The organism is Streptomyces sp. NPDC001056, from assembly GCF_053598955.1.
The window spans coordinates 38114-58803 of record NZ_JBSFLI010000040.1; the positions used below are offsets into that span (position 1 = coordinate 38114).

Below are 20690 nucleotides of genomic sequence, written 5' to 3' on the forward strand. Positions count from 1 at the left end.
GAAAGCCGGGCGGGCCGAAGTGATCGGCCCGCCCGGCTTCGTGACGGTGCGACGAGCGCTTACGCGCCGACGAGGCGCTGCGCCAGGTAGCCCTCGATCTGGTCGAGGGACACGCGCTCCTGCTTCATCGTGTCGCGTTCACGCACCGTGACCGCGTTGTCCTCAAGGGTGTCGAAGTCGACGGTCACGCAGAACGGCGTACCGATCTCGTCCTGGCGACGGTAGCGGCGGCCGATGGCGCCGGCGTCGTCGAAGTCGATGTTCCAGTTCTGCCGCAGCGCCTGCGCGAGGCCCTTGGCCTTCGGCGACAGCTCCGGGTTGCGGGACAGCGGCAGCACGGCCACCTTCACCGGGGCGAGACGGTGGTCGAGGCGCAGCACCGTGCGCTTCTCCATCTTGCCCTTGGCGTTCGGCGCCTCGTCCTCGACGTACGCGTCGAGCAGGAAGGCCAGCATGGTGCGGCCGACACCGGCCGCGGGCTCGATGACGTACGGCGTCCAGCGCTCGCCGGCCTCCTGGTCGAAGTAGGAGAGGTCCTGGCCGGAGGCCTTGGCGTGGGCGCCGAGGTCGTAGTCCGTACGGTTGGCGACACCCTCCAGCTCGCCCCACTCACTGCCGCCGAACTGGAAGCGGTACTCGATGTCCGCGGTCCGCTTCGAGTAGTGGGAGAGCTTCTCCTTCGGGTGCTCGTACCAGCGCATGTTCTCGGTACGCAGGCCGAGGCCCGTGTACCAGTTCCAGCGCTGCTCCATCCAGTACTCCTGCCACGCCTCGTCCTCGCCCGGCTTGACGAAGAACTCCATCTCCATCTGCTCGAACTCACGGGTGCGGAAGATGAAGTTGCCGGGCGTGATCTCGTTGCGGAACGACTTGCCCATCTGGGCGATGCCGAACGGCGGCTTGCGGCGGGAGGTGGTCTGCACCTGGGCGAAGTTGGTGAAGATGCCCTGGGCGGTCTCGGGGCGCAGGTAGGCGACCGAGCCGGAGTCCTGCGTCGGGCCGAGGTGCGTCGACAGCAGACCGGAGAACTGCTTGGGCTCGGTGAACTGGCCCTTGTTGCCGCAGTTCGGGCAGTTGATGTCGGCCAGGCCGTTCGCCGGGGCGTGGCCCTTCTTCTCCTCGTAGGCCTCTTCGAGGTGGTCGGCACGGAACCGCTTGTGACACGCGGTGCACTCGGTCAGCGGGTCCGTGAAGGTGGCGACGTGGCCGGATGCGACCCAGACCTCGGGGGCCAGGATGACGGACGAGTCGATACCGACCACGTCCTCGCGCGACGTCACCATGTAGCGCCACCACTGACGCTTGATGTTCTCCTTGAGCTCGACACCCAGCGGTCCGTAGTCCCAGGCGGCACGCTGACCGCCGTAGATCTCACTGCACGGGAAAACGAAGCCACGGCGCTTGCTCAGGCTGACGATGGTGTCGATCTTGTCGGCGGCCACGGTGCTCTCTTCATTACGACGACGGGCGTTGAAGCGAGATGCTTCCAGCGAATGCTTCAGGTTACCGGCGCAGGCTCCCCCACGACCAAATCGGCCCCCGCCTCGGGACCCCCGGAAGGGCTTGTTGACAACGGTTTCCATTTTTGTTGAAAATGACTGTCATGAACATACGTGGACGCCTCATACCCGTCGCCGCCCTCACCGCCGTCGCCGCCCTCGGCGTCGGCACCCTCTCCGGCTGCTCCGGGAACGACGCGGCGGCGGCCGGCGACGGCAGGCTCGACGTCATCGCGTCCTTCTATCCGATGTCCTTCCTCGCCGAGCGGATCGGCGGCGACCACGTCCACGTCACCAGTCTCACCACACCCGGTCAGGAGCCGCACGACCTGGAGATCAGCCCCAGGCAGATCGCCGCGATCGACGACGCCGACGCCGTCCTCTACCTCAAGAACCTCCAGCCCTCCGTGGACGACGCGGTCGCCCAGTCCTCGGTGAAGACGAAGATCGACGCCGCCGCCCTGACCACCCTGGAGGCGCACGGCAACGAGGTCGGCGGGCACGCGGCCGCGCACGACACCCGGCCCGGCGAGGAGCCCGCGGGCCGGGACCCGCACCTCTGGCTCGACCCCGTGCGCTACGCCCAGGTCGCCCAGGGCGTCGGCAAGGCCCTCGAAAAGGCGGACCCCCGGCACGCGGGCGACTACGAGAAGAACACCGCGGCCCTGGTCAAGCAGCTGAACGACCTGGACCAGCGGTTCCGCACCGGACTCGCGCACACCCGGTCCAAGGTCTTCCTCACCACGCACGCCGCCTTCGGCTACCTCGCCGAGCGCTACGGCCTCACAGAGGAGGCGGTCAACGGCCTCGACCCCGACTCCGAGCCGAGCGCCGCGCGGGTGCGGGACCTGGAGCGGATGGCGAAGGCCGACCGCGTCTCCACCGTCTTCTACGAGACGCTCGTCAGCGACAAGACCGCGAAGACCATCGCGCACGACGCGGACCTGCGCACCGACGTCCTCGACCCGCTTGAGGGCATCACGGCCAAGTCCCGCGGCACGGACTACTTCTCCGTCCAGAACGCCAACCTCAAGGCCCTCCAGCAGGCGCTGGGCGCCAGGTGACGGGAGACCCCATGGAAACCACCGAACCTGTCATATCCCTGCGCGGGGTGCGGGCCGACCTCGGCGCCCGCCCCGTCCTGCGCGGCATCGACCTCACGGTCCGCCGCGGCGAGGTCGTCGCCCTGCTGGGCGCCAACGGCTCCGGCAAGTCCACGGCGATCCGCGCCCTCATCGGCCAGGTCCCGCTCACCGACGGCACCATCGAGCTGTTCGGCACGCCCCGGCGCGCCTTTCGCGACTGGGCCCGCGTGGGCTACGTGCCGCAGCGCGTCACGGCCGCGGGCGGCGTCCCCGCCACGGTCACCGAGATCGTCTCCTCCGGCCGCCTCGCCCGCACCCGCTTCGGCCTCTTCCGCAAGGACGACCGGGACGCCGTACGGCACGCACTGGAGCAGGTCGGCATGGCGGACCGCGCCAAGGACGCGGTGACCGCCCTGTCCGGCGGACAGCACCAGCGCGTCCTGATCGCCCGCGCGCTCGTCGCCCGGCCCGAGCTGCTGATCATGGACGAGCCGATGGCCGGCGTCGACCTGGCCAGCCAGGAGGTCCTCGCGCGGACCTTGGAGGCCCAGGTGGAGGCGGGTACGACGGTCCTCCTCGTGCTGCACGAACTGGGCCCCCTGGAGCCGCTGATCGACCGGACGGTCGTCCTGCGCGACGGCCGCGTCCTGCACGACGGCCCACCGCCGAGAACCGTCGGCCGGCATGCTCCCTCGCCCGGCCACGACCACGTACACCCGCACGCCCCCGGGGCCCCCGGGCCGATCCGCACGGGACTGCTGAGCTGATGGACTTCCTGAACTACGCCTTCATGCAGCGGGCCCTGCTCGCCGCCGTCCTGGTCGGCATCACCGCCCCCGCCATCGGCATCTACCTCGTCCAGCGCCGCCAGGCCCTGATGGGCGACGGCATCGGCCACGTCGCCATGACCGGCGTCGGCCTCGGCTTCCTGCTGTCCGCGTCCCCGGTCTGGATGGCGACGGCGGTCTCCGTCCTCGGCGCGCTGCTGATGGAGCTGATCCGCTGGTACGGCCGCACGCGCGGCGACATCGCGCTGGCCATGCTCTTCTACGGCGGCATGGCGGGCGGCGTGATGTTCATCAACATCGCGCCGACGGGCTCCAACGCCAACCTGATGACGTACCTCTTCGGCTCCCTCTCCACGGTCTCGCGGTCCGACGTCCTGGCGATCTGCCTGCTGGCCGCGTTCGTGGTGCTGGTCACCCTGGTCCTGCGCCGCCAGATGTTCGCGGTGAACCAGGACGAGGAGTTCGCGCGGGTGCTGGGCCTGCCGGTGCGCGCGCTCAACCTGCTGACGGCGGTCACGGCGGCGGTGACGGTGACGGTCGCGATGCGCGTCGTCGGGCTGCTGCTGGTCTCGGCGCTGATGGTGGTGCCGGTGGCGGCGGCGCAGCAACTCACCCGCAGCTTCGCCGCGACGTTCGCGATCGCGGTGGCGATCGGGGTGACCGTGACGGTGAGCGGCACGATCACGTCGTTCTACCAGGACGTTCCGCCCGGCGCGACGATCGTCCTGCTCACCATCGCCGCGTTCGCCGCGCTGACCGTGCTGGCCGCTCCGCTGGCCCGCCGACGCGCCCGCGCGGCGACGGCGGCGGGGCCCGGCGGGGACCCGGCGGAATGCGTGATTCCCGCCGCGCGCGGCACGGAAGAGGAGATCAACGCCTGACCTCGGGCAGACCGGGCTGGCACAATGGCCCGGGTCAGGGGTGAGACGTGAGGAGGCAACAGTGACGACCGCTGGACCGCCCGTGAAGGGCCGCGCGACCCGGCAACGGGCAGCAGTGGCGGCGGCACTGGACGAGGTCGACGAGTTCCGCAGCGCGCAGGAGCTCCACGACATGCTCAAGCACAAGGGCGACTCCGTCGGCCTCACCACCGTCTACCGCACGCTCCAGTCCCTCGCCGACGCCGGCGAGGTCGACGTCCTGCGCACGTCCGACGGCGAGTCCGTCTACCGCCGCTGCTCCACCGGCGAGCACCACCACCACCTCGTCTGCCGTACCTGCGGCAAGGCGGTCGAGGTGGAGGGCCCGGCGGTGGAGAAGTGGGCGGAGGCGATCGCGGCGGAGCACGGTTACGTCAACGTGGCGCACACCGTGGAGATCTTCGGTACGTGTTCGGACTGCGCGGGCGGCTGATCGCCGGGCCACGGCTCAGGACGAGCCGTCGCCCTCCATCGCCAGCAGTTCCTCGTTCGGGATCGCGCCGCCGAAGCGGCGGTCGCGGGAGGCGAATTCGACGCACGCCCGCCACAGGTCCCGCCGGTCGAAGTCCGGCCACAGCACGTCCTGGAAGACCAGCTCGGCGTAAGCGCTCTGCCAGATAAGGTAGTTGGACGTCCGCTGCTCCCCGCTGGGCCGCAGGAACATGTCGACGTCCGGCATGTCCGGGTAGTACAGGTACTTCTGGATCGTCTTCTCGGACACCTTCGCCGGGTCCAGCCGGCCGGCCCGCACATCCTCCGCCAACGCCTTGGCGGCGTCGGCGAGTTCGGCCCGGCCGCCGTAGTTCATGCAGAAGTACAGCGTGAGCAGGTCGTTGTCCTTGGTCTGCTCCTGCGCGACCTGGAGTTCCTTGGCGACCGACTTCCACAGCCTGGGCATCCGCCCGGCCCAGCGCACCCGCACGCCCAGCGCGTCCAGCTGGTCCCGGCTCTTGCGGATGAAGTCGCGGTTGAAGTTCATGAGGAAGCGCACCTCGTCGGGCGACCGCTTCCAGTTCTCGGTGGAGAAGGCGTACAGCGAGATGTTGCGCACACCCATCTCGATCGCCCCCTGGAGCACGTCGAGCACCTGCTCGGCGCCGACCTTGTGCCCCTCGGTCCGCGGCAGCCCCCGCTCCTTGGCCCACCGCCCGTTGCCGTCCATGACGATCGCCACGTGGTTCGGGACCAGCTCACCGGGGAGCTTCGGCGGCCGGGCCCCGGAGGGGTGCCGCTCCGGCGCCGTGTACTCGCGCCGCTGGCGCCCCAGGATCCCGCGTACCACCATGTGCTCGACTCCCTCTACGACTCTCTAGGTCGACTATCCCAGGTCCGTCTAGGACTTTTCCACGTACCGCAGCGACCGCAGCCCGCGTTCCAGATGCCAGTGCAGATAGGCGGAGACCAGCCCACTGCCCTCCCGGACGTACCGCGCCTCGCAGGCGTCCGCCGTCTCCCAGTCTCCCGTAAGCAGCGCGCCCAGCAGTACCAGGGTCTGCGGGGAGGGTACGACGCTGCCGGGCACCCGGCAGTCGACGCACACGGAGCCGCCGGAGGCGACGGAGAAGAACCGGTTGGGACCGGGCATCCCGCACTTCGCGCAGTCACCGAAGCTGGGCGCGTACCCGTTGACCGCGAGCGAGCGCAGCAGGAACGCGTCCAGCACGAGGTGCGGGGCGTGCTCCCCCCGCGCCAGCGTGCGCAGGCCGCCGACCAGCAGCAGGTACTGCTGAACGGCCGGCTCCCCCTCGTGGTCGGTGAACCGCTCCGCGGTCTCCAGCATGGCCGTGCCGGCGGTGTAGCGCGCGTAGTCGGTCACGATGCCGCCACCGTACGGCGCGATCGTCTCACTCTGTGTGCACAGCGGCAGCCCGCGCCCGACCAGTTCGCTCCCGCGCGCGAAGAACTGCACGTCCACATGGGAGAAGGGTTCCAGCCGGGCCCCGAACTTCGACTTGGTCCGCCGCACGCCCCGCGCCACGGCCCGCACCCGGCCGTGCCCCCGGGTGAGCAGGGTGATGATCCGGTCCGCCTCGCCCAGCTTCTGGGTGCGCAGCACGATGCCGTCGTCGCGGAACAGACTCATGCCCCCCATTCTCCCCCATGGGCCGGCCGGGGCCGTGCCGGTGCACGGCCCCGGCGCCCGCTCCGCCGTCGGCGCGGCTAGAGGACCTCGCCCCGGCTACGGGCGTTGGCGTACGCCGTCTCCGCCCGGATCCGCTCGGCGGGCGTGGCCTCCCGCACGGCCACGGGGTCGGCCTCCCATTCCCGCCCGCCCCCGTACGGCCTCATCCACACGACCGTCTCCTCGTACGCCATCACGGTCCCGATCCGCCCGGATTCCGTGTCCACGGCATGACTCCCGACCGGCAGCAGCGTCACCGCACCGCTCCGGCGAGCACCACGGCGAGCTTGCGCGCGACCTCCACGGAACACCCGCCCAATTCCACGTGGGGGCAGGGATTCTCCCGGGCGATACTCGCCAGATCGATCCGCAGCGAGGGCAGCACGATCCCCGACTTTCCCAGCGCCTCGCGCAATTTCTCCACCACGTCGTCCGCCTCCTCGACACACAGCGCGGAGTGCTTCTTGGCCATCGCCGATTCCCTTTTCTTCTTTCCCGGTTTCACGCTTCGCACTCCCATGATGACCCTCCGTCTCTACACTCGGCAGCACCCTGGGTACTACAACAACGAGGCAGATCAAAGGGGTTGGCCATGGCCAACGGTTCACGTCAGGCAGCGTGGGAGTTCTTCGGCGCCGAACTGAAACGACGCCGCGAGAACGCGGCGCTCACCCAGTCCGAGCTGGGCACCCTCGTCTTCGTTTCCGGCGGCTATATCGGCCAGTTCGAGCAGGCGATCCGAAAGCCGCAGTTGGATGTGGCGCAGCGGCTCGACACCGTCCTACAAACCGATGGCTTTTTCGAACGGCTATGGAAGAAGCTCATCAAGGATCAGCGGTACACGGAGTACTTCGCGCACGCGGCTGAGCTCGAACGGCTGGCGACGGAGATCTGCGAGTACGCACCGGCGGTGGTTCCGGGGCTCCTCCAGACGCGGGAGTACGCTCAGGCGGTGTTCTGGGCGAGCAATCCGTTCGCCAACGAGGAGTACATCGAGGAACTGGTCAAGGGGCGTACGGACCGAGCGCGGCTCCTCAAGGACGCTACAAGGCCCGTGTATTGGGCAGTCCTGCACGAGACAGTCCTGCGCATCCCCGTGGGCGGCCCGGCGGTCATGGCGCACCAACTCGACCACATCGCGGCACTGACGCAGGAACACAAGGCGCTGCTTCAGGTACTGCCCTTTGCGGCGGGCGCACACCCGGAGATGGGCAAGATGATGTGGCTGATGGAGTTCGAGGACGCCCCACCAACCGTCTATACAGAAGCGGTGCGTTCGGGGAATCTGGTGGACGAGCCGCTGGTGGTGAAGCGCGTTCGAGCGTCCTACGATCACATCAGGGCCGCCGCGCTGTCGCCGGAGGCGTCCCTGGCCCTGATCGAGTCGGTGGCGGAGGACTACAGACGATGCGCGAGCACGACCTGACCAAAGCACGTTGGCGCAAGAGCAGCTACAGCGGTGGCAGCGGCGGGGAGGCCTGCATCGAGGTCGCCGACGGATTCCCCGGCGTCGTCCCCGTCCGCGACAGCAAGGTGACCGCCGGGCCGGTACTGGTGATCGGCTCGGCCGCGTGGTCGCAGTTCGTCGGCGCCGTGGGGGGCACCCGCTTCCAGAACGGCGTCCCGAACGCGTTCGTTACGATCGCGGGATGACAGCGAGAAGAGAGCCGGCCAGCCGCCGGGAGCGTCCCGCGAACCCGCGCCGACCCGGGGGGCGCGGGCGCTGGGCGACGGCCGGCACGAGGTGGCCTTCGCCGACGGTTCCACCGTCACCACCGACCTCCTGATCGGCGCGGACGGCGCGTGGTCACGCATCCGGCCGCTGCTTTCGTCGGCCCGGCCCGCCTACACCGGTATCTCCTTCGTGGAGACCGACCTGCCTGACGCCGACACCCGTCATCCGCGCAGCGCGGCCCTCATCGGCGGTGGTTTCTTCATCAGCCTCGGCGACGAGAACGGCTTCCTCGCGCACCGGGAGACCGACGGCAGCCTGCACGTCTACACGGCGGTCAAGGCGGACGAGGGCTGGCTGGACACGATCGACTTCACCGACACGGCGGCCGCGAAGGAGGCGGTGCTGGCGCGCTTCCCGGGCTGGGACGAGTCCTTGCGGAACCTGGTCGCGGACGCCGACGGGCCGCTCACCCCCCGCCGCATCCACACCCTGCCCCTCACCCACCGCTGGAACCGGACCCCGGGCGTGACCCTGCTCGGCGACGCCGCCCACCTGATGTCCCCCTTCGCCGGCGAGGGCGCCAACCTGGCCATGCTCGACGGCGCCGAACTCGCCGAATCCCTCGCCGCCCACCCCACCGACCCCGAGGCAGCGCTGACCGCCTACGAATCCGCCCTCTTCCCCCGCAGCACCACCTCCGCCACCGAATCAGCCGCCGGCCTGACCGACATGTTCTCCAAGACCGGCCTGCAACAGACCCTGGCCTTCTTCAGCACGCGCCTGACCACCGCGTAACGCCTTTGGCCGGGCAGCCGAATGAGGCCGGACCCCTCGCCGAACAGGCGGGCGAGAAAGCAGAGGAGGCTTCGGAGACCGTCTCTCGAATCGGCGTCCGCACTCAGCCGACCTTGCGCAACTCCCCGTCCGCGAACACCGCGACCATCACCAGGTTTCCGCCCAGCGCCTCGACGTAGCGGGCGACGACGTCCGTCCCGGACACCTGCCCACTCTCGATCTGCGAGACACGCCCCTTGCTCACCCCCATGCGCTCGGCGACCTGCGCCTGGGTGAAGCCCCGCTCCTGCCTCATCTCCACCAGCCGCCAGGCCCGGGCTTCCGCGAGCAGCCGTTCCGCTCCCGCGCGAAACGACTCCTGCCCCCCGGCCAGCTCTTCCGCCCGTTCACGGTGACCACTGGCAGACCACTTGGTGTATTCGCTCACTTCCCCGACTCCTTCTGCCGATCAGCCAGGTATTCCGCGTAGGCCCGCTCAGCCAAGGGGATCGCCTCGTCGTACCAGGCGACCCAGTTCCCCGACTTGTCCCCCGCCACCAGGAGGATCGCGGAGCGCCAGGGATCGAACATGAACAGGACCCGCACTTCGCTCCGCCCGGACGAGCCGGGCCGCAGCTCCTTGAGATTGTGCAAGGACGAGCCCTTGATCCGGTCGACCAGTGGGCGCCCCTCCGCCGGTCCGTTGCACACGAGGACCCAGATCGCCTGGTTCACCAGCACGTACGAGTCGGGGTCGGACTTCTCCAAGTCGTGCAGCCACTGATCCACCCCGGCGGTCAGGTAGACGTCCCACTGCTCTTCCACCTTCAATCCCTTCGCGAGTTTAGCATTCACTAAACCTGCGAGGGCATGGCGCGACACCGGCGAACCCGAGGTCTTCACCCGAACGGGAGCGCGCCCGGCCCTCTCGGGACCTGCCCTCCTTCTTTGGTCCGACCTCTGGCGCCCAGCCCATTCGCGCGCACCCCCTTGACCGCCCACATGGCCCTTTTATGGTCACGCTGATCGAACCGGACGTAGAACGTCGTACCTCCCCCGCGCCTCCCCGACCTTGACGGAGGACCCGCACATAACGACGTGACCCGCGCCCCCGTCGCCGACCAGGTCGCCACCGCGCTGCCCCTCACACTCCAGCTGACGTTCCTGGGGCTCGCGTTCGCGGTCGTCCTGGCGCTCGCGGGCGGGGTGACCGCAGCCGTCCACCGGGACCGGTTCCCGGACCAGGTGATCCGGGTCGTCTCGCTGGTCGGCGTCGCCGCGCCCGGGTTCTGGCTGGCGTTGCTGATGATCCAGTACCTGGCGGTGGACCGCGGATGGTTCCCGACCGGGGGCTACATCAACCCGGCCGACTCCGTCACCGGCTGGCTGCGGACCATGGCGCTGCCCGCCGTCGCGCTGTCCCTGCCGGTGCCCGCCCAGCTGACCCGGATCGTACGGACCTCGGTGGTGGAGGAACTGGACAAGGACTACGTGCGCACGGCGATCGGCGGCGGGCTGCCGCCCCGGATCGTCGTCGGACGGAACGTCCTCAGGAACGCCCCGGTCAACCCGCTGACCGTGCTCGGCTCCGGGTCGGTTATCTGCTGGGCGGCGCGGCCGCGATCGAGACGATCTTCTCGCTGCCGGGGACGGGGAAGCTGATGATCGACGCCGTACAGAACGGCGATCCCGCGGTGGTGCAGGGGGTCGTCCTCACCACGGCCACCGGGTTCGTCGCCGTCAATCTCGTCATCGACATCCTGTATCTGCTGGTCAACCCCCGGCTGCGGGCGGCCTGATGGAGAACCGCGCCCACCTCGCCGAACGCCTGTCCCGGCCCGGCCCGCGGCTGCGCGGCCGGCGCCGGCTGCCGCTGCCGTCGAAGCTCGCCGTCGGCTTCCTGGCCGTCGTCGTCCTCGTCGCCCTGCTCGCCCCCCCCTGCTCGACCTCAAGGACCGGCTCGGGCTCGCCCTGGTGTTCGTCTCGCACGACATCCAGACGGTACGGCGGATGAGCGACCGGGTGGTCACCATGTACCTGGGCCGGATCGTGGAGGAGACCCCGGCGGGGCGGGTGACCGACCGGGCCCGGCACCCGTACACCCGCGCCCTCTTCTCGGCCTCCCCCGTGCTGCTGCACCCGTCGACCCGATCCCGCTGGCCGGGCCTGTGCCGTCCGCGACCCGGCCGCCGAGCGGCTGCCCCTTCCGTACCCGATGCTGGAAGGCGGACGACGTGTGCGCACAGGTGATGCCGGACTTCTCGGCCGCGTCGCACCCGGCGCACCGCTACCGCTGTCACCATCCTGTGGAGGAGGACCTGTCGACCCGCGACGTAGCCCGCAGGAGCCGTGAATGACCTTCCCCGCACCACTCACCGGAGTCGTCCCGCCCCTCTGCACGCCCCTGACGCCCGAGCGCGAGGTCGACGTGCCCTCGCTGCTCCGGCTGGTGGACCACCTGGTGGGTGCGGGGGTGCACGCGCTGTTCGTGCTCGGCTCGACCTCCGAGGCGGCCTTCCTCACGGACGCCCAGCGGCGGCGGGTGGTGGAGGCCGTCGCCGGGCACGTGGGCGGGCAACTGCCGGTGCTGGCCGGGGTGATCGACATGACGACCCCGAGGGTCCTGGACCACGTACGGGCGGTCACGGCGGCCGGCGCGGAGGCGGTCGTGGTCACCGCGCCGTTCTACGCCCGCACCCACCCCTCGGAGATCGTCCACCACTACCGCAGGATCGCGGCGACGAGCCCGGTGCCGGTGATCGCCTACGACATCCCGGTCGCCGTGCACACCAAGCTGCCCCCCGAGCTGGTGCTGGGGCTCGCCGGGGACGGGGTGCTGGCCGGGGTCAAGGACTCCAGCGGGGATCTGGCGGCCTTCCGGGAGATCGTCACCGGGGCCCGCGCCCATCCCGGCTTCGCCGTGCTGACCGGCTCCGAGCTGATCGCCGACGCCGCGCTGGCGCTGGGCGCGGACGGGGCGGTGCCGGGGCTCGCCAATGTCGATCCGCACGGGTACGTGCGGCTCTACCGGCAGTGCCGGGCGGGCGACTGGACGGGGGCGCGGGCCGAACAGGACAGGCTGTGCGCGCTGTTCGGGCTGACCCGGGTGGGCGATCCGGCGCGGATGGGCGGCAGTTCCTCGGCTCTCGGCGCCTTCAAGGCGGCCCTGCACCTGCGGGGCGTGATCGACTGCCCGGTCACGGCCGAGCCGCAGATGCCGCTGTCCGGCGAGGAGACGGAGAAGGTCGCCAAGTTCCTCGCGTCGGCGGGGCTGTTGTAGCGGCCCGCCGCGCGGGTTCCCGCGCCCGCGACCGCCTGGCACGGTCCGGCTCAGTCCGGCTCCGGCCCGCCGGCCACGCGCGTCTCGGCCCAGCTGACCAGCTCGGGCTCACGCAACGTCGGCAGCCACAGGTCGGCCCGTGCCGCGCCGTTCCCGGCGGGGCGGGGACCGACCCCGAGGACCCGCAGCCCGGCGCGGTGGGCGGACTCCACCCCGGTCAGGGAGTCCTCGACGGCCATCGCCTGGAGCGGGGGCACACCGCACAGCCGCGCCGCCAGCAGGTACACGTCCGGCCAGGGCTTGGGACGTACCGAGTCCCCGGCCTCGGGTACGACGATGTGCTGGAAGTGCGTGCGCAGCCCGGCCCGTTCCAGGCTGCCCTCCACCACCACCATCGGGCAGTTGCTGGCCACCGCGAGGGGCAGCCGGCCGGACAGCGTCCGGACGAGGTGGACGGCGCCCGGCATGGTCACCGGGTCGTCGGTGACCAGCTCCAGGAAGTGGTCGAGGAGCGCCCCCGTCAGGCCGGCCGCCAGCTCGGGTTTGTGCACCGAGTCCGCCATCAGCCGGCCGCACTCCTCGTAGTGCATGCCCTTGGCCTGCTCGGCGAACCCGGGCGGCGCCTGGAGGCCGAACTCCCGGAAGGCCCGGCTGCGGGCCTCCTGCCAGTGGCGCTCGCTGTCCATCAGCGTGCCGTCGCAGTCGAAGACGACGGCTCGGGGTGACCAGTCGAGCAGTGGGCGGGGGTTGGCGTTCACAGTGACCTCCTAGGGTGGCAGGGACAGGGGGCGGCGTGCGGCGCACGCGTGGATGATTTGCGGCATTCCCGATCGATCCACAGGAAACGGAAAGATAGCGACGACTACGATATTTTCCCGTCGGGAAATCGTGCAATAACCCCATAGAGGGACTGGACGGCGGCGATGTCCGGGTGTATGGGATGTGCAGACGACTCCCTTACCACCCAGCCGCGTTCACTCTCGAAAGAAATACGTGATTACCGCGCGAGTGTGATTCCTGATTGCTCCCGGCGTACGCGGGCGCACTACATTCAAGCCGTCGGAAATGCCGGACGAGGGCAGGCGGAACGTTGCAGGAACGGGCCAGGACAACCCGCAGATCACTTCTGGAAGCGGCCGCCCAGCTCTTCGCCGAACAGGGATACGCGGGCACCAGCGTCAACGACATAAGCGCACGGTCCGGCCGGACCAGCGGCGCCGTCTACTTCCACTACGCCAGCAAGGAGGGCATCGCCCTCGCCGTCGTCCGGGACCGCTTCGCCACCTGGCCCCAGCTCACCGCGCGCTACGCGGACGCGGCGGTCCCGCCGGTCGACCGGCTCGTCGCCCTCAGCTACGACATCGCCCGCGCCCTCGCCGAGGACCCGCTGACGCGCGCGGGCGCACGCCTGTGGGCCGAGCGTGCCACCATCGACGCACCCCTGCCCGACCCCTTCGCGCTGTGGACCGCCGCCGCGACCCGGCTGCTCGCCGAGGCCCGGCAGGCGGGCCATCTGGCCGCGCATGTGCGCCCCGCGCCCACCGCCCGGACCCTGGTGCGGGCGTTCTTCGGGCTGTGCTCCCTCACCGAGGCGCTGGAGGGCGCGGCCACCGTCACCGACCGGCTCACCGACTGGTGGCAGCTGACCCTGCCCTCGCTCAGACCCGCCCCGGAGGCTCAGCCGCGGGACGGCGAGCCCGCGGGCGAGTGAGCGCCGATCCCGGTCAGCCGGCGGAACTCCAGGCCGTCGTAGGAACCCGTCTCGTACAGGACACCGACCTCGCCGGTGCCGAGCTGGACCAGGTCGGAGTAGGCGGCCGGGCCGTCGTTCAGGGTGGTCAGGCGGGTGAAGGTGCGGCCCGCGTCGGCGCTGGACCACACGGCCAGGTCGCGCCGGGCGGTCGGCACGGAGGGCGCGGAGAACAGCAGCGGGGCGCGGGCACCCTGGAGTTGGAGGACGCTGCCCTGGACCACGGGGACGTCCTTGAGGGCGGGCTGGGCGGCGTAGGGGCGGTCGAGGGTGGCGCCGCCGTCGGAGGAGTAGGTGTCGAGGCGGTTGCCGGGGGCGCTGCCGTACTGGTCGCGGGCGCTGAAGTAGAGCCGGCCGTCGGGGAGTTGGGTGGCACTGGTCTCGTTGACGTCGACGACCCCGCCGGGTCCGGTGGCGGTGAAGCCGAGGTGCCAGGTGAGGCCGCCGTCGTCGCTGTAGAGGGCGTGGCCGCCGTAGTGGCGGTTCTCCCGGCCGGTGTCCTTGGAGCCCTCGGGCGGGGCGGTGGAGTGGTCGGCGGGGACGAGGAGGCGCCCGGCATGGGGGCCCCGGGTGAGGGCGGCGGCGTGGCCGGGACCGGTGGCGTACCAGCGCCAGTCGGGGCGTTTCACGTCGGCCGTGATGTCCCGCGGCGCGGTGAAGGTGCGGCCGTCGTCGGTGCTGCGCTGGACGTACACCCGGCGGCCCCGCTCGGCCGTGACCTGGCCGCGCATGATCTGGTCCTCCGTCACATCGCCCGGGTTTCCACAGGTGACGAGGACGACGGTGCCGGTGCTCGGGTCGACCACGGGCGCCGGGTTGCCCCGGGTGTCCCCCTCGCCCGCGGCCACCACGGCGAGCGGGCCCCAGGTGCAGCCGCCGTCGGAGGAGCGGCGCAGCACCACGTCGATGTCGCCGCTGTCGCCGGAGCCGTCGCGCCGGCCCTCGGCGAAGGCCAGGACGGTGCCGTGTCCGGTGCGGACCAGGGCGGGGATGCGGTAGGCGGCGTACCCGCCCTGTCCCGAGGTGTAGGGCCGGGAAGAGGCGCAGCCCTGCGGGGAGCCGAGTGGCGTGGCGTGGGCGGGCAGGGGGGCCGCCAGGGCGGCGAGGAGCGTGAGGCTGGTGAGAACGGCGCGTCGCAGCGGAGTCACGTCGTGATGCTGCCCCGATCCGGCCGGACCTCGCTACTCCGTTCGGGGTAATCCGGGCGCACCGACGGCGGATCGGGAGGGGCGGGAAGCGGCGGGAGGCCCCGGGCGGTCAGGACGGGGTGCGGGCCGCCGCCAGGAGCCGGGTCACGTCGTCGGCCGGGAGCGTCAGGGCCGCGCCGACCGTGGTCAGGGCGTCGCGTTCGGCGGGGGTGTAGGGGCCGTCGGCGAGGGCGATGTGGGCGCCCTGGAGGAGCAGGGCCTCGCGGCCCGCCGGGGCGAGGTGCGGGGCGAGCGGGTCCAGCGCCTCGTGCAGCTCTATCGTCAGGCTGGCGCCGCAGGGCTCGCCCAGGACCCGCCCGGTGTCGGCGGCCAGGGCCTCGACCAGGGCGGCGAGCTGGTCCTCGGTGCAGTCCTCGACGCCGCCCGCGCGGACCGCGGCACAGGCCGTCTCCAGGGGCGCCCGGGAGCCGGTGCCGCCCGCGGCGAGGACGGCGAGCGCGACGGTGTGCACGCCGTCGCGGAGCATCGCCGAGAAGCGGCGGGTGGTGGGGTGGTCGAGGACGTCGGTGCCGTAGTGGTGGCCGCAGGCGGCGCACTCCACGACGGGCCCGGTGGTCCCACGCGGCAGCACCGGCACCCCGAGCAGGGTGAGCCGGCGGCGTCCGGTGAGCCGCTGGTAGTTGCGGTCGCCCCCGCAGCCGGGGCAGTAGAACTCGCCGTCGCCGACGGGCGTCCATGCGATGCGGGTGCCCAGGATGCGCGGGACCCTGGGGTCATGGCCGTCTCGTCCCCGTACTGGCAGCACGTCGCACCTCCCTCACCGCACGGCACCATCGCCGCGCTGGCGTGATGTTAGCCACATCACGGAGGCTGAGTCAGTACCCCGGACGATACCGATCTGTGACCTGTCCGGCCCTATGGCCGAGAAGCGACGGGGCTCCGGCCGCCGTGCGCGGCGACCGGAGCCTCGAAACCCCCGGTGGGGGTGGATCAGCGGGCGGCGCGGTTGACGGCCGAGACGACCGCCTTCAGCGAGGCACGCGTCGTGTTCGCGTCGATGCCGATACCCCACAGGACCTTGCCGTCGATCGCGCACTCGATGTACGAGGCGGCCTGCGCGGAGGCGCCCTCGCTCATCGTGTGCTCCTGGTAGTCGAGCAGGCGTACGTCGATGCCGATGGACTCCAGGGCGTCGAAGAAGGCCGAGATCGGACCGTTGCCGGAACCGGTCAGCACGCGGTCCTCGCCGTCCACGGTGGCCTCGACGGTGAGCGTGTCCACGCCGTCGTTGTCGGTGGTCGACTGACCCGTCTTGACCTGGATGCGGCCCCACGGGTTGGCCGGGTTGGGCAGGTACTCGTCCTGGAAGACCGCCCAGATGTCCTTCGGGGTGATCTCGCCGCCCTCGGCGTCCGTCTTCGCCTGGATGATCTTCGAGAACTCGATCTGCATCCGGCGCGGCAGGTCCAGCTTGTGGTCGTTCTTCAGGACGTACGAGACGCCGCCCTTGCCGGACTGGGAGTTGACGCGGATGACGGCCTCGTAGGAGCGGCCGACGTCCTTGGGGTCGATGGGCAGGTACGGCACCGCCCACTCCAGGTCGTCCACCGTGACGCCCCTGGCCTTCGCGTCGGCCTCCATCGCGTCGAAGCCCTTCTTGATGGCGTCCTGGTGGGAGCCGGAGAAGGACGTGTAGACCAGGTCGCCCACGTACGGGTGGCGCGGGTGGACCTCCATCTGGTTGCAGTACTCCCACGTACGACGGATCTCGTCGATGTCGGAGAAGTCGATCTGCGGGTCGACGCCCTGGGAGAACAGGTTCATGCCCAGGGTGACCAGGTCGACGTTGCCGGTGCGCTCGCCCTGGCCGAACAGACAGCCCTCGACGCGGTCGGCGCCGGCCATCACGGCCAGCTCGGCCGCCGCCACCGCCGTACCGCGGTCGTTGTGCGGGTGCACGGACAGGCACACGTGCTCGCGGCGGGACAGGTTGCGGTGCATCCACTCGAAGCGGTCCGCGTGCGTGGACGGGGTCGAACGCTCCACCGTGGCGGGCAGGTTGAGGATGATCTCGCGGCCCGGACCCGGCTGGTAGACGTCCATGACCGCCTCGCAGACCTCCAGGGCGAAGTCCAGCTCGGTGTCGGTGAAGATCTCCGGCGAGTACTGGTAGCCGAACTCCGTCTCCGGGCCCAGCAGCTTCTCGGCGTACTCCATCACCAGACGGGTGCCGTCGACGGCGATCTGCTTGATGTCGTCCTTGGAGCCGCGGAAGACGACCCGGCGGAAGACCGGGGCGGTGGCGTTGTACAGGTGGACGGTGGCGCGCCGCGCGCCCTTGAGGGACTCGACGGTCCGCTCGATCAGGTCCTCGCGGGCCTGGGTCAGGACGGAGATGGACACGTCCTCGGGGATCGCGCCCTCCTCCTCGATGATGGAGCGCACGAAGTCGAAGTCGGTCTGGCCGGAGGCGGGGAAGCCGACCTCGATCTCCTTGTAGCCCATCCTGACCAGCTGGTCGAACATCCGGCGCTTGCGCTCGGGCGACATCGGGTCGATCAGGGCCTGGTTGCCGTCGCGCAGGTCGGTGGAGAGCCATCGGGGGGCTACGGTGATCCGCTGGTCCGGCCAGGTGCGGTCCGGGATGTCCACCTGGTCGTAACGGCCGTACTTGTGGATCGGCATGGAACTGGGCTGCTGGCGGTTGGCCATGGTGCGTGGCTCCTCGATGGGGTCCGGATGTCCGAATGGGACGGCCGACGACGCAACGCGAAGCTCCGCGGGGAGGGAGTCGGCCTCGACTACAGACCCTCGCCGCGGCAGCTAAGGAGAAGCAGCCCGAAACGCATGATGCTGCGCAGCCTAGCCGAGCGGTTCAGGATGTGGGGACGCCGTCCAGTATGCGGGACCGAGGGGATAAACAGGGCAAAGAGTGCGACAGGCCACAGCGGTGGCGCGGGCGTGTCACGGAGAGGCGCGCAGCCGTACCACAGCGTCACGCTCCGTCGGGCCCTCTGTCCCGCTATTTCACCAATCATGGTTGCGAGTAGTGACTTTGTCATCACTCAGTGCAATGGTCGATGACATGACGACGAACGGGGGCTTCGAGCCCGTCTTCTGCACGATCGTGCCGCCGCACGTCCTCGACCGGCTTTCCCGGGCCGAGGACCCGGATGTGGCGGCACCCGCCCGCCGCTCCCTGGAACACGACGCCTACCAGCGCACCCGGCGGCGGCTGACCACCGTGCTCGGCGCGACCGCCGCCGCGCTTCCCGAGGGCGCCGCCACCGACCAACCGCACCGCACCGTCTACGACACCCACCACACCCAGGACCTGCCCGGCACCAAGGTCCGCGAGGAGGGTTCGGACCCGGGCTCGGACGCCTCCGTCAACCGCGCCTACGCGGGCCTCGGCGCCACCTTCGAGCTGTATCTGAAGGTGTACGGCCGCCACTCCATCGACGGCGACGGACTGCCGCTGGACGCCACCGTGCACTTCGGGGAGGGCTACGACAACGCCTTCTGGAACGGCGAGCAGATGGTGTTCGGCGACGGCGACGGCAAGGTCTTCCTCGACTTCACCATCCCGGTCGACGTCATCGGGCACGAACTGACCCACGGCGTCACCCAGCACACCGCCAACCTGGAGTACTTCGGCCAGTCCGGCGCGCTCAACGAGTCGCTCTCCGACGTCTTCGGCTCGCTGATCAAGCAGTACGCGCTGGGCCAGACCGCCGCCGAGGCCGACTGGCTGATCGGCGCCGGGCTGCTCGCCCCGGGCGTGCACGGCACCGCGCTGCGCTCGATGAAGGCCCCGGGCACGGCGTACGACGACCCGAACCTCGGCAAGGACCCGCAGCCCGCGACCATGGAGCACTATGTGCGCACCGGCCGCGACAACGGCGGCGTGCACATCAACTCCGGCATCCCCAACCACGCCTTCTACCTCGCCGCCAAGGCACTCGGCGGCCACGCCTGGGAGAAGGCCGGGCAGATCTGGTACGACACGCTGACCGGCGGCGACCTGGCGTCGGACGCCCAGTTCGCCGACTTCGCCACGCTCACCCTGAAGGCGGCGCGCGAGCGGTTCGGCGCCGACGAGCTCCAGGCCGTGCAGAAGGCGTGGGAACAGGTCGGGGTGCCCACGCGGTAGCGCCCGCGCTGCGACACTGGACCCATGCGGATTCAGGTGAGGCGCACAGGCGGTTTCGCGGGCATCGAGCGCCGGGCCGAGGTGGACACCTCGGCCCGGCCCGACGCCGAGGAGTGGCACTCCCTGGCCGGACGCGCCCTCGCGTCCGGCCGGGACACCCCGCCGGCCGGTGTCCCGGACGGCTTCAGCTACGAGATCACGGTGGACGACCGCACGGTGTACGCGGCCGACCCCCGACTGACCGAGGACCAGCGGGAGTTGATCTCCCGGGTGCTCAAGGAGGGCGCCTAGCGCGAGCGGGGCGCCCGGCAGGGGCCGGGGGCGCTAGCAGTAGCCCTTCTCCAGGAAGCCGCGCTGCCCCGGGTCGCCGAGGTCCAGCGGGATGTCGACGTGGCTCGGCAGCTCGGCGAAGGACGCGTTGGGGAGGATGAACTCCCGCCCGGTGTACCTCTGTCGTACGGTCTGCTCGTCGGCGGGCTTGCACACGAACGGGTTGGCGTACGTGTTGTAGCCGAGGCCCACACCGGTGTTGAGGAACCCGGCGTCCTGGCACTGGTACAGGACGGCGCGCAGGGCGGCGGCGTTGCGCGGGCCGGTGTAGCCGGACTGGAAGCCGGCGAAGCAGGCCGGCGAGGAGGCGCCGTCGTACGGGGAGGGCCCGGCGGCGGCCAGCGCGTCGAGGAAGTCGCGGTTGCAGCCGATGGCCGCCGAGGGGGCGGCGCCCTGGAGCAGCTGGTCGCGGCGGCAGCCGGTCACGTCCTGGAAGGCGCCGACGACGTCCTCGCCCTTGCGCAGCGTTGAGTAGGCGAGCACGAGGTCGCGCTGGGCGGCGAGCGGGTAGGCGCCGGTGTTGCCGAACTTCTCGTCCAGCAGCCGGAACCAGGTCTCGAACGCCGGGACCTGGGCGCGGACCTGGGCCGGCACGGTGTAGACGGCCAGATCGGTCGGCGTGGTCCAGGTGTCGAGCCCCGGGTAGCCGACGAAGGACAGGACGCCGATGCCGGTCTTCGGCGGCTGGTCGCCGTACCGGCTGCGCAGCTGGAGGTACCGCTCCAGGTTGGTGTTCGAGCCCGCCCACGCGTACCAGAAGCCGCTCGGGTAGAGGGTGGTGTCGCCCCGGGTGTGGGTGGTGCCGAACAGGGTCGGCGCCACACAGCGCACCCGGCGCGCGTCCCAGGCGGCCTTGTACTCGGCCGGGGTGGAGATGCAGTCGGTGGACGCCGTGTCGCGGCGGGTGCCGGCGAGCGCGCCGGGCACGCCGCCCAGCAGGAAGAGCAGACACGCCGCGAGCACGGTGAGCAGTCGTGTGCGCGGCCTGGTGGACCGCTGATGGTGAGTCATGCGGGACAGTCTCGGAACTGCGGTGCGCGACATGCCAGTCGATTGGGCCATGCGGCCCACAGGCGCGCGGTCACTGGAGCCCCTGGGCACACGGGCGTTGGCAGTGGCCCGCGCGCGTCGGCCACTGCCGGCACGGGCGTTGACTTCGTTACCGG

General features: G+C 70.9%; 23 protein-coding genes and 3 pseudogenes. 14 read left to right on the forward strand and 12 right to left on the reverse strand.

Annotated features, from left to right (window positions below):
- Nucleotides 1-59 precede the first annotated feature (59 nt).
- Entirely contained in the window at nucleotides 60-1442 is a 1383-nt protein-coding gene (locus ACWDD7_RS32515) for a glycine--tRNA ligase (RefSeq protein ID WP_351874612.1), read from the reverse strand.
- 161 nt (nucleotides 1443-1603) lie between these two features.
- On the opposite strand from ACWDD7_RS32515, the gene ACWDD7_RS32520 reads away from it, so the two are divergent.
- The 4 genes from ACWDD7_RS32520 to ACWDD7_RS32535 all read left to right on the forward strand — a co-directional run bounded on the left by ACWDD7_RS32520 (nucleotide 1604) and on the right by ACWDD7_RS32535 (nucleotide 4725).
- Nucleotides 1604-2563, forward strand: a complete 960-nt coding sequence (locus ACWDD7_RS32520; RefSeq protein WP_450460029.1) for a metal ABC transporter substrate-binding protein — start codon at nucleotides 1604-1606, stop codon at nucleotides 2561-2563.
- Between the two features lie 11 nt (nucleotides 2564-2574).
- Entirely contained in the window at nucleotides 2575-3351 is a 777-nt protein-coding gene (locus tag ACWDD7_RS32525; protein ID WP_450460030.1) for a metal ABC transporter ATP-binding protein, read from the forward strand.
- Entirely contained in the window at nucleotides 3351-4253 is a 903-nt protein-coding gene (locus ACWDD7_RS32530; RefSeq protein ID WP_351874604.1) for a metal ABC transporter permease, read from the forward strand. The genes ACWDD7_RS32525 and ACWDD7_RS32530 overlap by 1 nt, the downstream gene beginning before the upstream one ends.
- A 61-nt stretch (nucleotides 4254-4314) precedes the next feature.
- Nucleotides 4315-4725 carry a Fur family transcriptional regulator gene (locus ACWDD7_RS32535; protein WP_351874601.1) on the forward strand — a complete coding sequence of 137 codons (411 nt, stop codon included), beginning with the start codon at nucleotides 4315-4317 and terminating at the stop codon, nucleotides 4723-4725.
- A 15-nt stretch (nucleotides 4726-4740) separates the two neighbouring features.
- Here ACWDD7_RS32535 and ACWDD7_RS32540 read toward each other — a convergent pair whose 3' ends face one another.
- From ACWDD7_RS32540 to ACWDD7_RS32555, 4 genes are all read right to left on the reverse strand, one after another.
- Nucleotides 4741-5577, reverse strand: coding sequence for an isoprenyl transferase (locus ACWDD7_RS32540; protein WP_450460031.1), 837 nt, complete (start codon nucleotides 5575-5577; stop codon nucleotides 4741-4743).
- A 48-nt stretch (nucleotides 5578-5625) separates the two neighbouring features.
- Nucleotides 5626-6375: a DNA repair protein RecO gene (gene recO / locus ACWDD7_RS32545; RefSeq protein ID WP_450460032.1), complete on the reverse strand. Its 750-nt coding sequence runs from the start codon at nucleotides 6373-6375 to the stop codon at nucleotides 5626-5628.
- Between the two features lie 77 nt (nucleotides 6376-6452).
- The gene (locus ACWDD7_RS32550; RefSeq protein WP_351879248.1) at nucleotides 6453-6641 is read right to left on the reverse strand and encodes a hypothetical protein; all 189 of its coding nucleotides are present in this window, start codon (nucleotides 6639-6641) and stop codon (nucleotides 6453-6455) included.
- A 26-nt stretch (nucleotides 6642-6667) separates the two neighbouring features.
- Entirely contained in the window at nucleotides 6668-6886 is a 219-nt protein-coding gene (locus ACWDD7_RS32555; RefSeq protein ID WP_392212595.1) for a hypothetical protein, read from the reverse strand.
- 120 nt (nucleotides 6887-7006) lie between these two features.
- Between ACWDD7_RS32555 and ACWDD7_RS32560 the strand changes: the two genes are divergently transcribed.
- The 3 genes and pseudogenes from ACWDD7_RS32560 to ACWDD7_RS32570 form a co-directional block, all read left to right on the forward strand.
- The gene (locus tag ACWDD7_RS32560; protein ID WP_450460033.1) at nucleotides 7007-7840 is read left to right on the forward strand and encodes a helix-turn-helix domain-containing protein; all 834 of its coding nucleotides are present in this window, start codon (nucleotides 7007-7009) and stop codon (nucleotides 7838-7840) included.
- A complete protein-coding gene (locus ACWDD7_RS32565) occupies nucleotides 7822-8067 on the forward strand; it encodes a DUF397 domain-containing protein (protein WP_450460034.1) in 246 nt (81 codons plus the stop codon). Before ACWDD7_RS32560 ends, ACWDD7_RS32565 begins: the two co-directional genes overlap by 19 nt.
- A gap of 55 nt (nucleotides 8068-8122) precedes the next feature.
- Nucleotides 8123-8884 (forward strand): annotated as a pseudogene (locus ACWDD7_RS32570) (FAD-dependent oxidoreductase); the annotation flags it as partial.
- Between the two features lie 103 nt (nucleotides 8885-8987).
- Here ACWDD7_RS32570 and ACWDD7_RS32575 read toward each other — a convergent pair.
- Both ACWDD7_RS32575 and ACWDD7_RS32580 read right to left on the reverse strand, forming a co-directional pair.
- Nucleotides 8988-9311: a helix-turn-helix domain-containing protein gene (locus ACWDD7_RS32575; protein WP_351879221.1), complete on the reverse strand. Its 324-nt coding sequence runs from the start codon at nucleotides 9309-9311 to the stop codon at nucleotides 8988-8990.
- Nucleotides 9308-9688: a type II toxin-antitoxin system RelE/ParE family toxin gene (locus ACWDD7_RS32580; protein WP_351879224.1), complete on the reverse strand. Its 381-nt coding sequence runs from the start codon at nucleotides 9686-9688 to the stop codon at nucleotides 9308-9310. Before ACWDD7_RS32580 ends, ACWDD7_RS32575 begins: the two co-directional genes overlap by 4 nt.
- A 273-nt stretch (nucleotides 9689-9961) precedes the next feature.
- Here ACWDD7_RS32580 and ACWDD7_RS32585 point away from each other — a divergent pair.
- The 4 genes and pseudogenes from ACWDD7_RS32585 to ACWDD7_RS32600 form a co-directional block, all read left to right on the forward strand.
- Nucleotides 9962-10662: pseudogene (locus ACWDD7_RS32585) on the forward strand (ABC transporter permease); the annotation flags it as partial.
- Entirely contained in the window at nucleotides 10662-10877 is a 216-nt protein-coding gene (locus tag ACWDD7_RS32590; RefSeq protein WP_450460035.1) for a hypothetical protein, read from the forward strand. The pseudogene ACWDD7_RS32585 and the gene ACWDD7_RS32590, both read left to right, overlap by 1 nt.
- Nucleotides 10802-11220, forward strand: a pseudogene (locus ACWDD7_RS32595) (oligopeptide/dipeptide ABC transporter ATP-binding protein); the annotation flags it as partial. The gene ACWDD7_RS32590 and the pseudogene ACWDD7_RS32595, both read left to right, overlap by 76 nt.
- Complete coding sequence (locus ACWDD7_RS32600; RefSeq protein ID WP_351879227.1) at nucleotides 11217-12143, forward strand: dihydrodipicolinate synthase family protein; 927 nt, start codon at nucleotides 11217-11219, stop codon at nucleotides 12141-12143. The pseudogene ACWDD7_RS32595 and the gene ACWDD7_RS32600, both read left to right, overlap by 4 nt.
- 50 nt (nucleotides 12144-12193) lie before the next feature.
- On the opposite strand, the gene ACWDD7_RS32605 is transcribed toward ACWDD7_RS32600, so the two are convergent.
- A complete protein-coding gene (locus ACWDD7_RS32605; RefSeq protein ID WP_351879230.1) occupies nucleotides 12194-12901 on the reverse strand; it encodes an HAD family hydrolase in 708 nt (235 codons plus the stop codon).
- Nucleotides 12902-13233: 332 nt separating this feature from the next.
- Between ACWDD7_RS32605 and ACWDD7_RS32610 the strand changes: the two genes are divergently transcribed.
- On the forward strand, nucleotides 13234-13854 hold the full coding sequence (locus ACWDD7_RS32610; RefSeq protein ID WP_450460036.1) for a ScbR family autoregulator-binding transcription factor: 621 nt from the start codon (nucleotides 13234-13236) through the stop codon (nucleotides 13852-13854).
- On the opposite strand, the gene ACWDD7_RS32615 is transcribed toward ACWDD7_RS32610, so the two are convergent.
- The 3 genes from ACWDD7_RS32615 to leuA form a co-directional block, all read right to left on the reverse strand.
- A complete protein-coding gene (locus tag ACWDD7_RS32615) occupies nucleotides 13821-15041 on the reverse strand; it encodes a sialidase family protein (RefSeq protein ID WP_450460037.1) in 1221 nt (406 codons plus the stop codon). The two genes, ACWDD7_RS32610 and ACWDD7_RS32615, sit on opposite strands and share 34 nt — an antisense overlap.
- A gap of 109 nt (nucleotides 15042-15150) precedes the next feature.
- Nucleotides 15151-15846 (reverse strand): TerB family tellurite resistance protein, encoded by a 696-nt coding sequence (locus ACWDD7_RS32620; RefSeq protein WP_351879239.1) that lies wholly within the window; start codon nucleotides 15844-15846, stop codon nucleotides 15151-15153.
- Between the two features lie 185 nt (nucleotides 15847-16031).
- Nucleotides 16032-17753 carry a 2-isopropylmalate synthase gene (gene leuA, locus ACWDD7_RS32625; RefSeq protein ID WP_392212586.1) on the reverse strand — a complete coding sequence of 574 codons (1722 nt, stop codon included), beginning with the start codon at nucleotides 17751-17753 and terminating at the stop codon, nucleotides 16032-16034.
- Nucleotides 17754-18126: 373 nt separating this feature from the next.
- Between leuA and ACWDD7_RS32630 the strand changes: the two genes are divergently transcribed.
- Nucleotides 18127-19194, forward strand: coding sequence for a M4 family metallopeptidase (locus ACWDD7_RS32630; protein WP_450460038.1), 1068 nt, complete (start codon nucleotides 18127-18129; stop codon nucleotides 19192-19194).
- 24 nt (nucleotides 19195-19218) lie between these two features.
- Nucleotides 19219-19485, forward strand: a complete 267-nt coding sequence (locus ACWDD7_RS32635; RefSeq protein WP_450460039.1) for a protealysin inhibitor emfourin — start codon at nucleotides 19219-19221, stop codon at nucleotides 19483-19485.
- A 33-nt stretch (nucleotides 19486-19518) separates the two neighbouring features.
- Here the strand turns inward: ACWDD7_RS32635 and ACWDD7_RS32640 are convergent, their stop codons facing one another.
- Complete coding sequence (locus ACWDD7_RS32640) at nucleotides 19519-20535, reverse strand: hypothetical protein (RefSeq protein ID WP_450460040.1); 1017 nt, start codon at nucleotides 20533-20535, stop codon at nucleotides 19519-19521.
- Nucleotides 20536-20690: the final 155 nt, after the last annotated feature.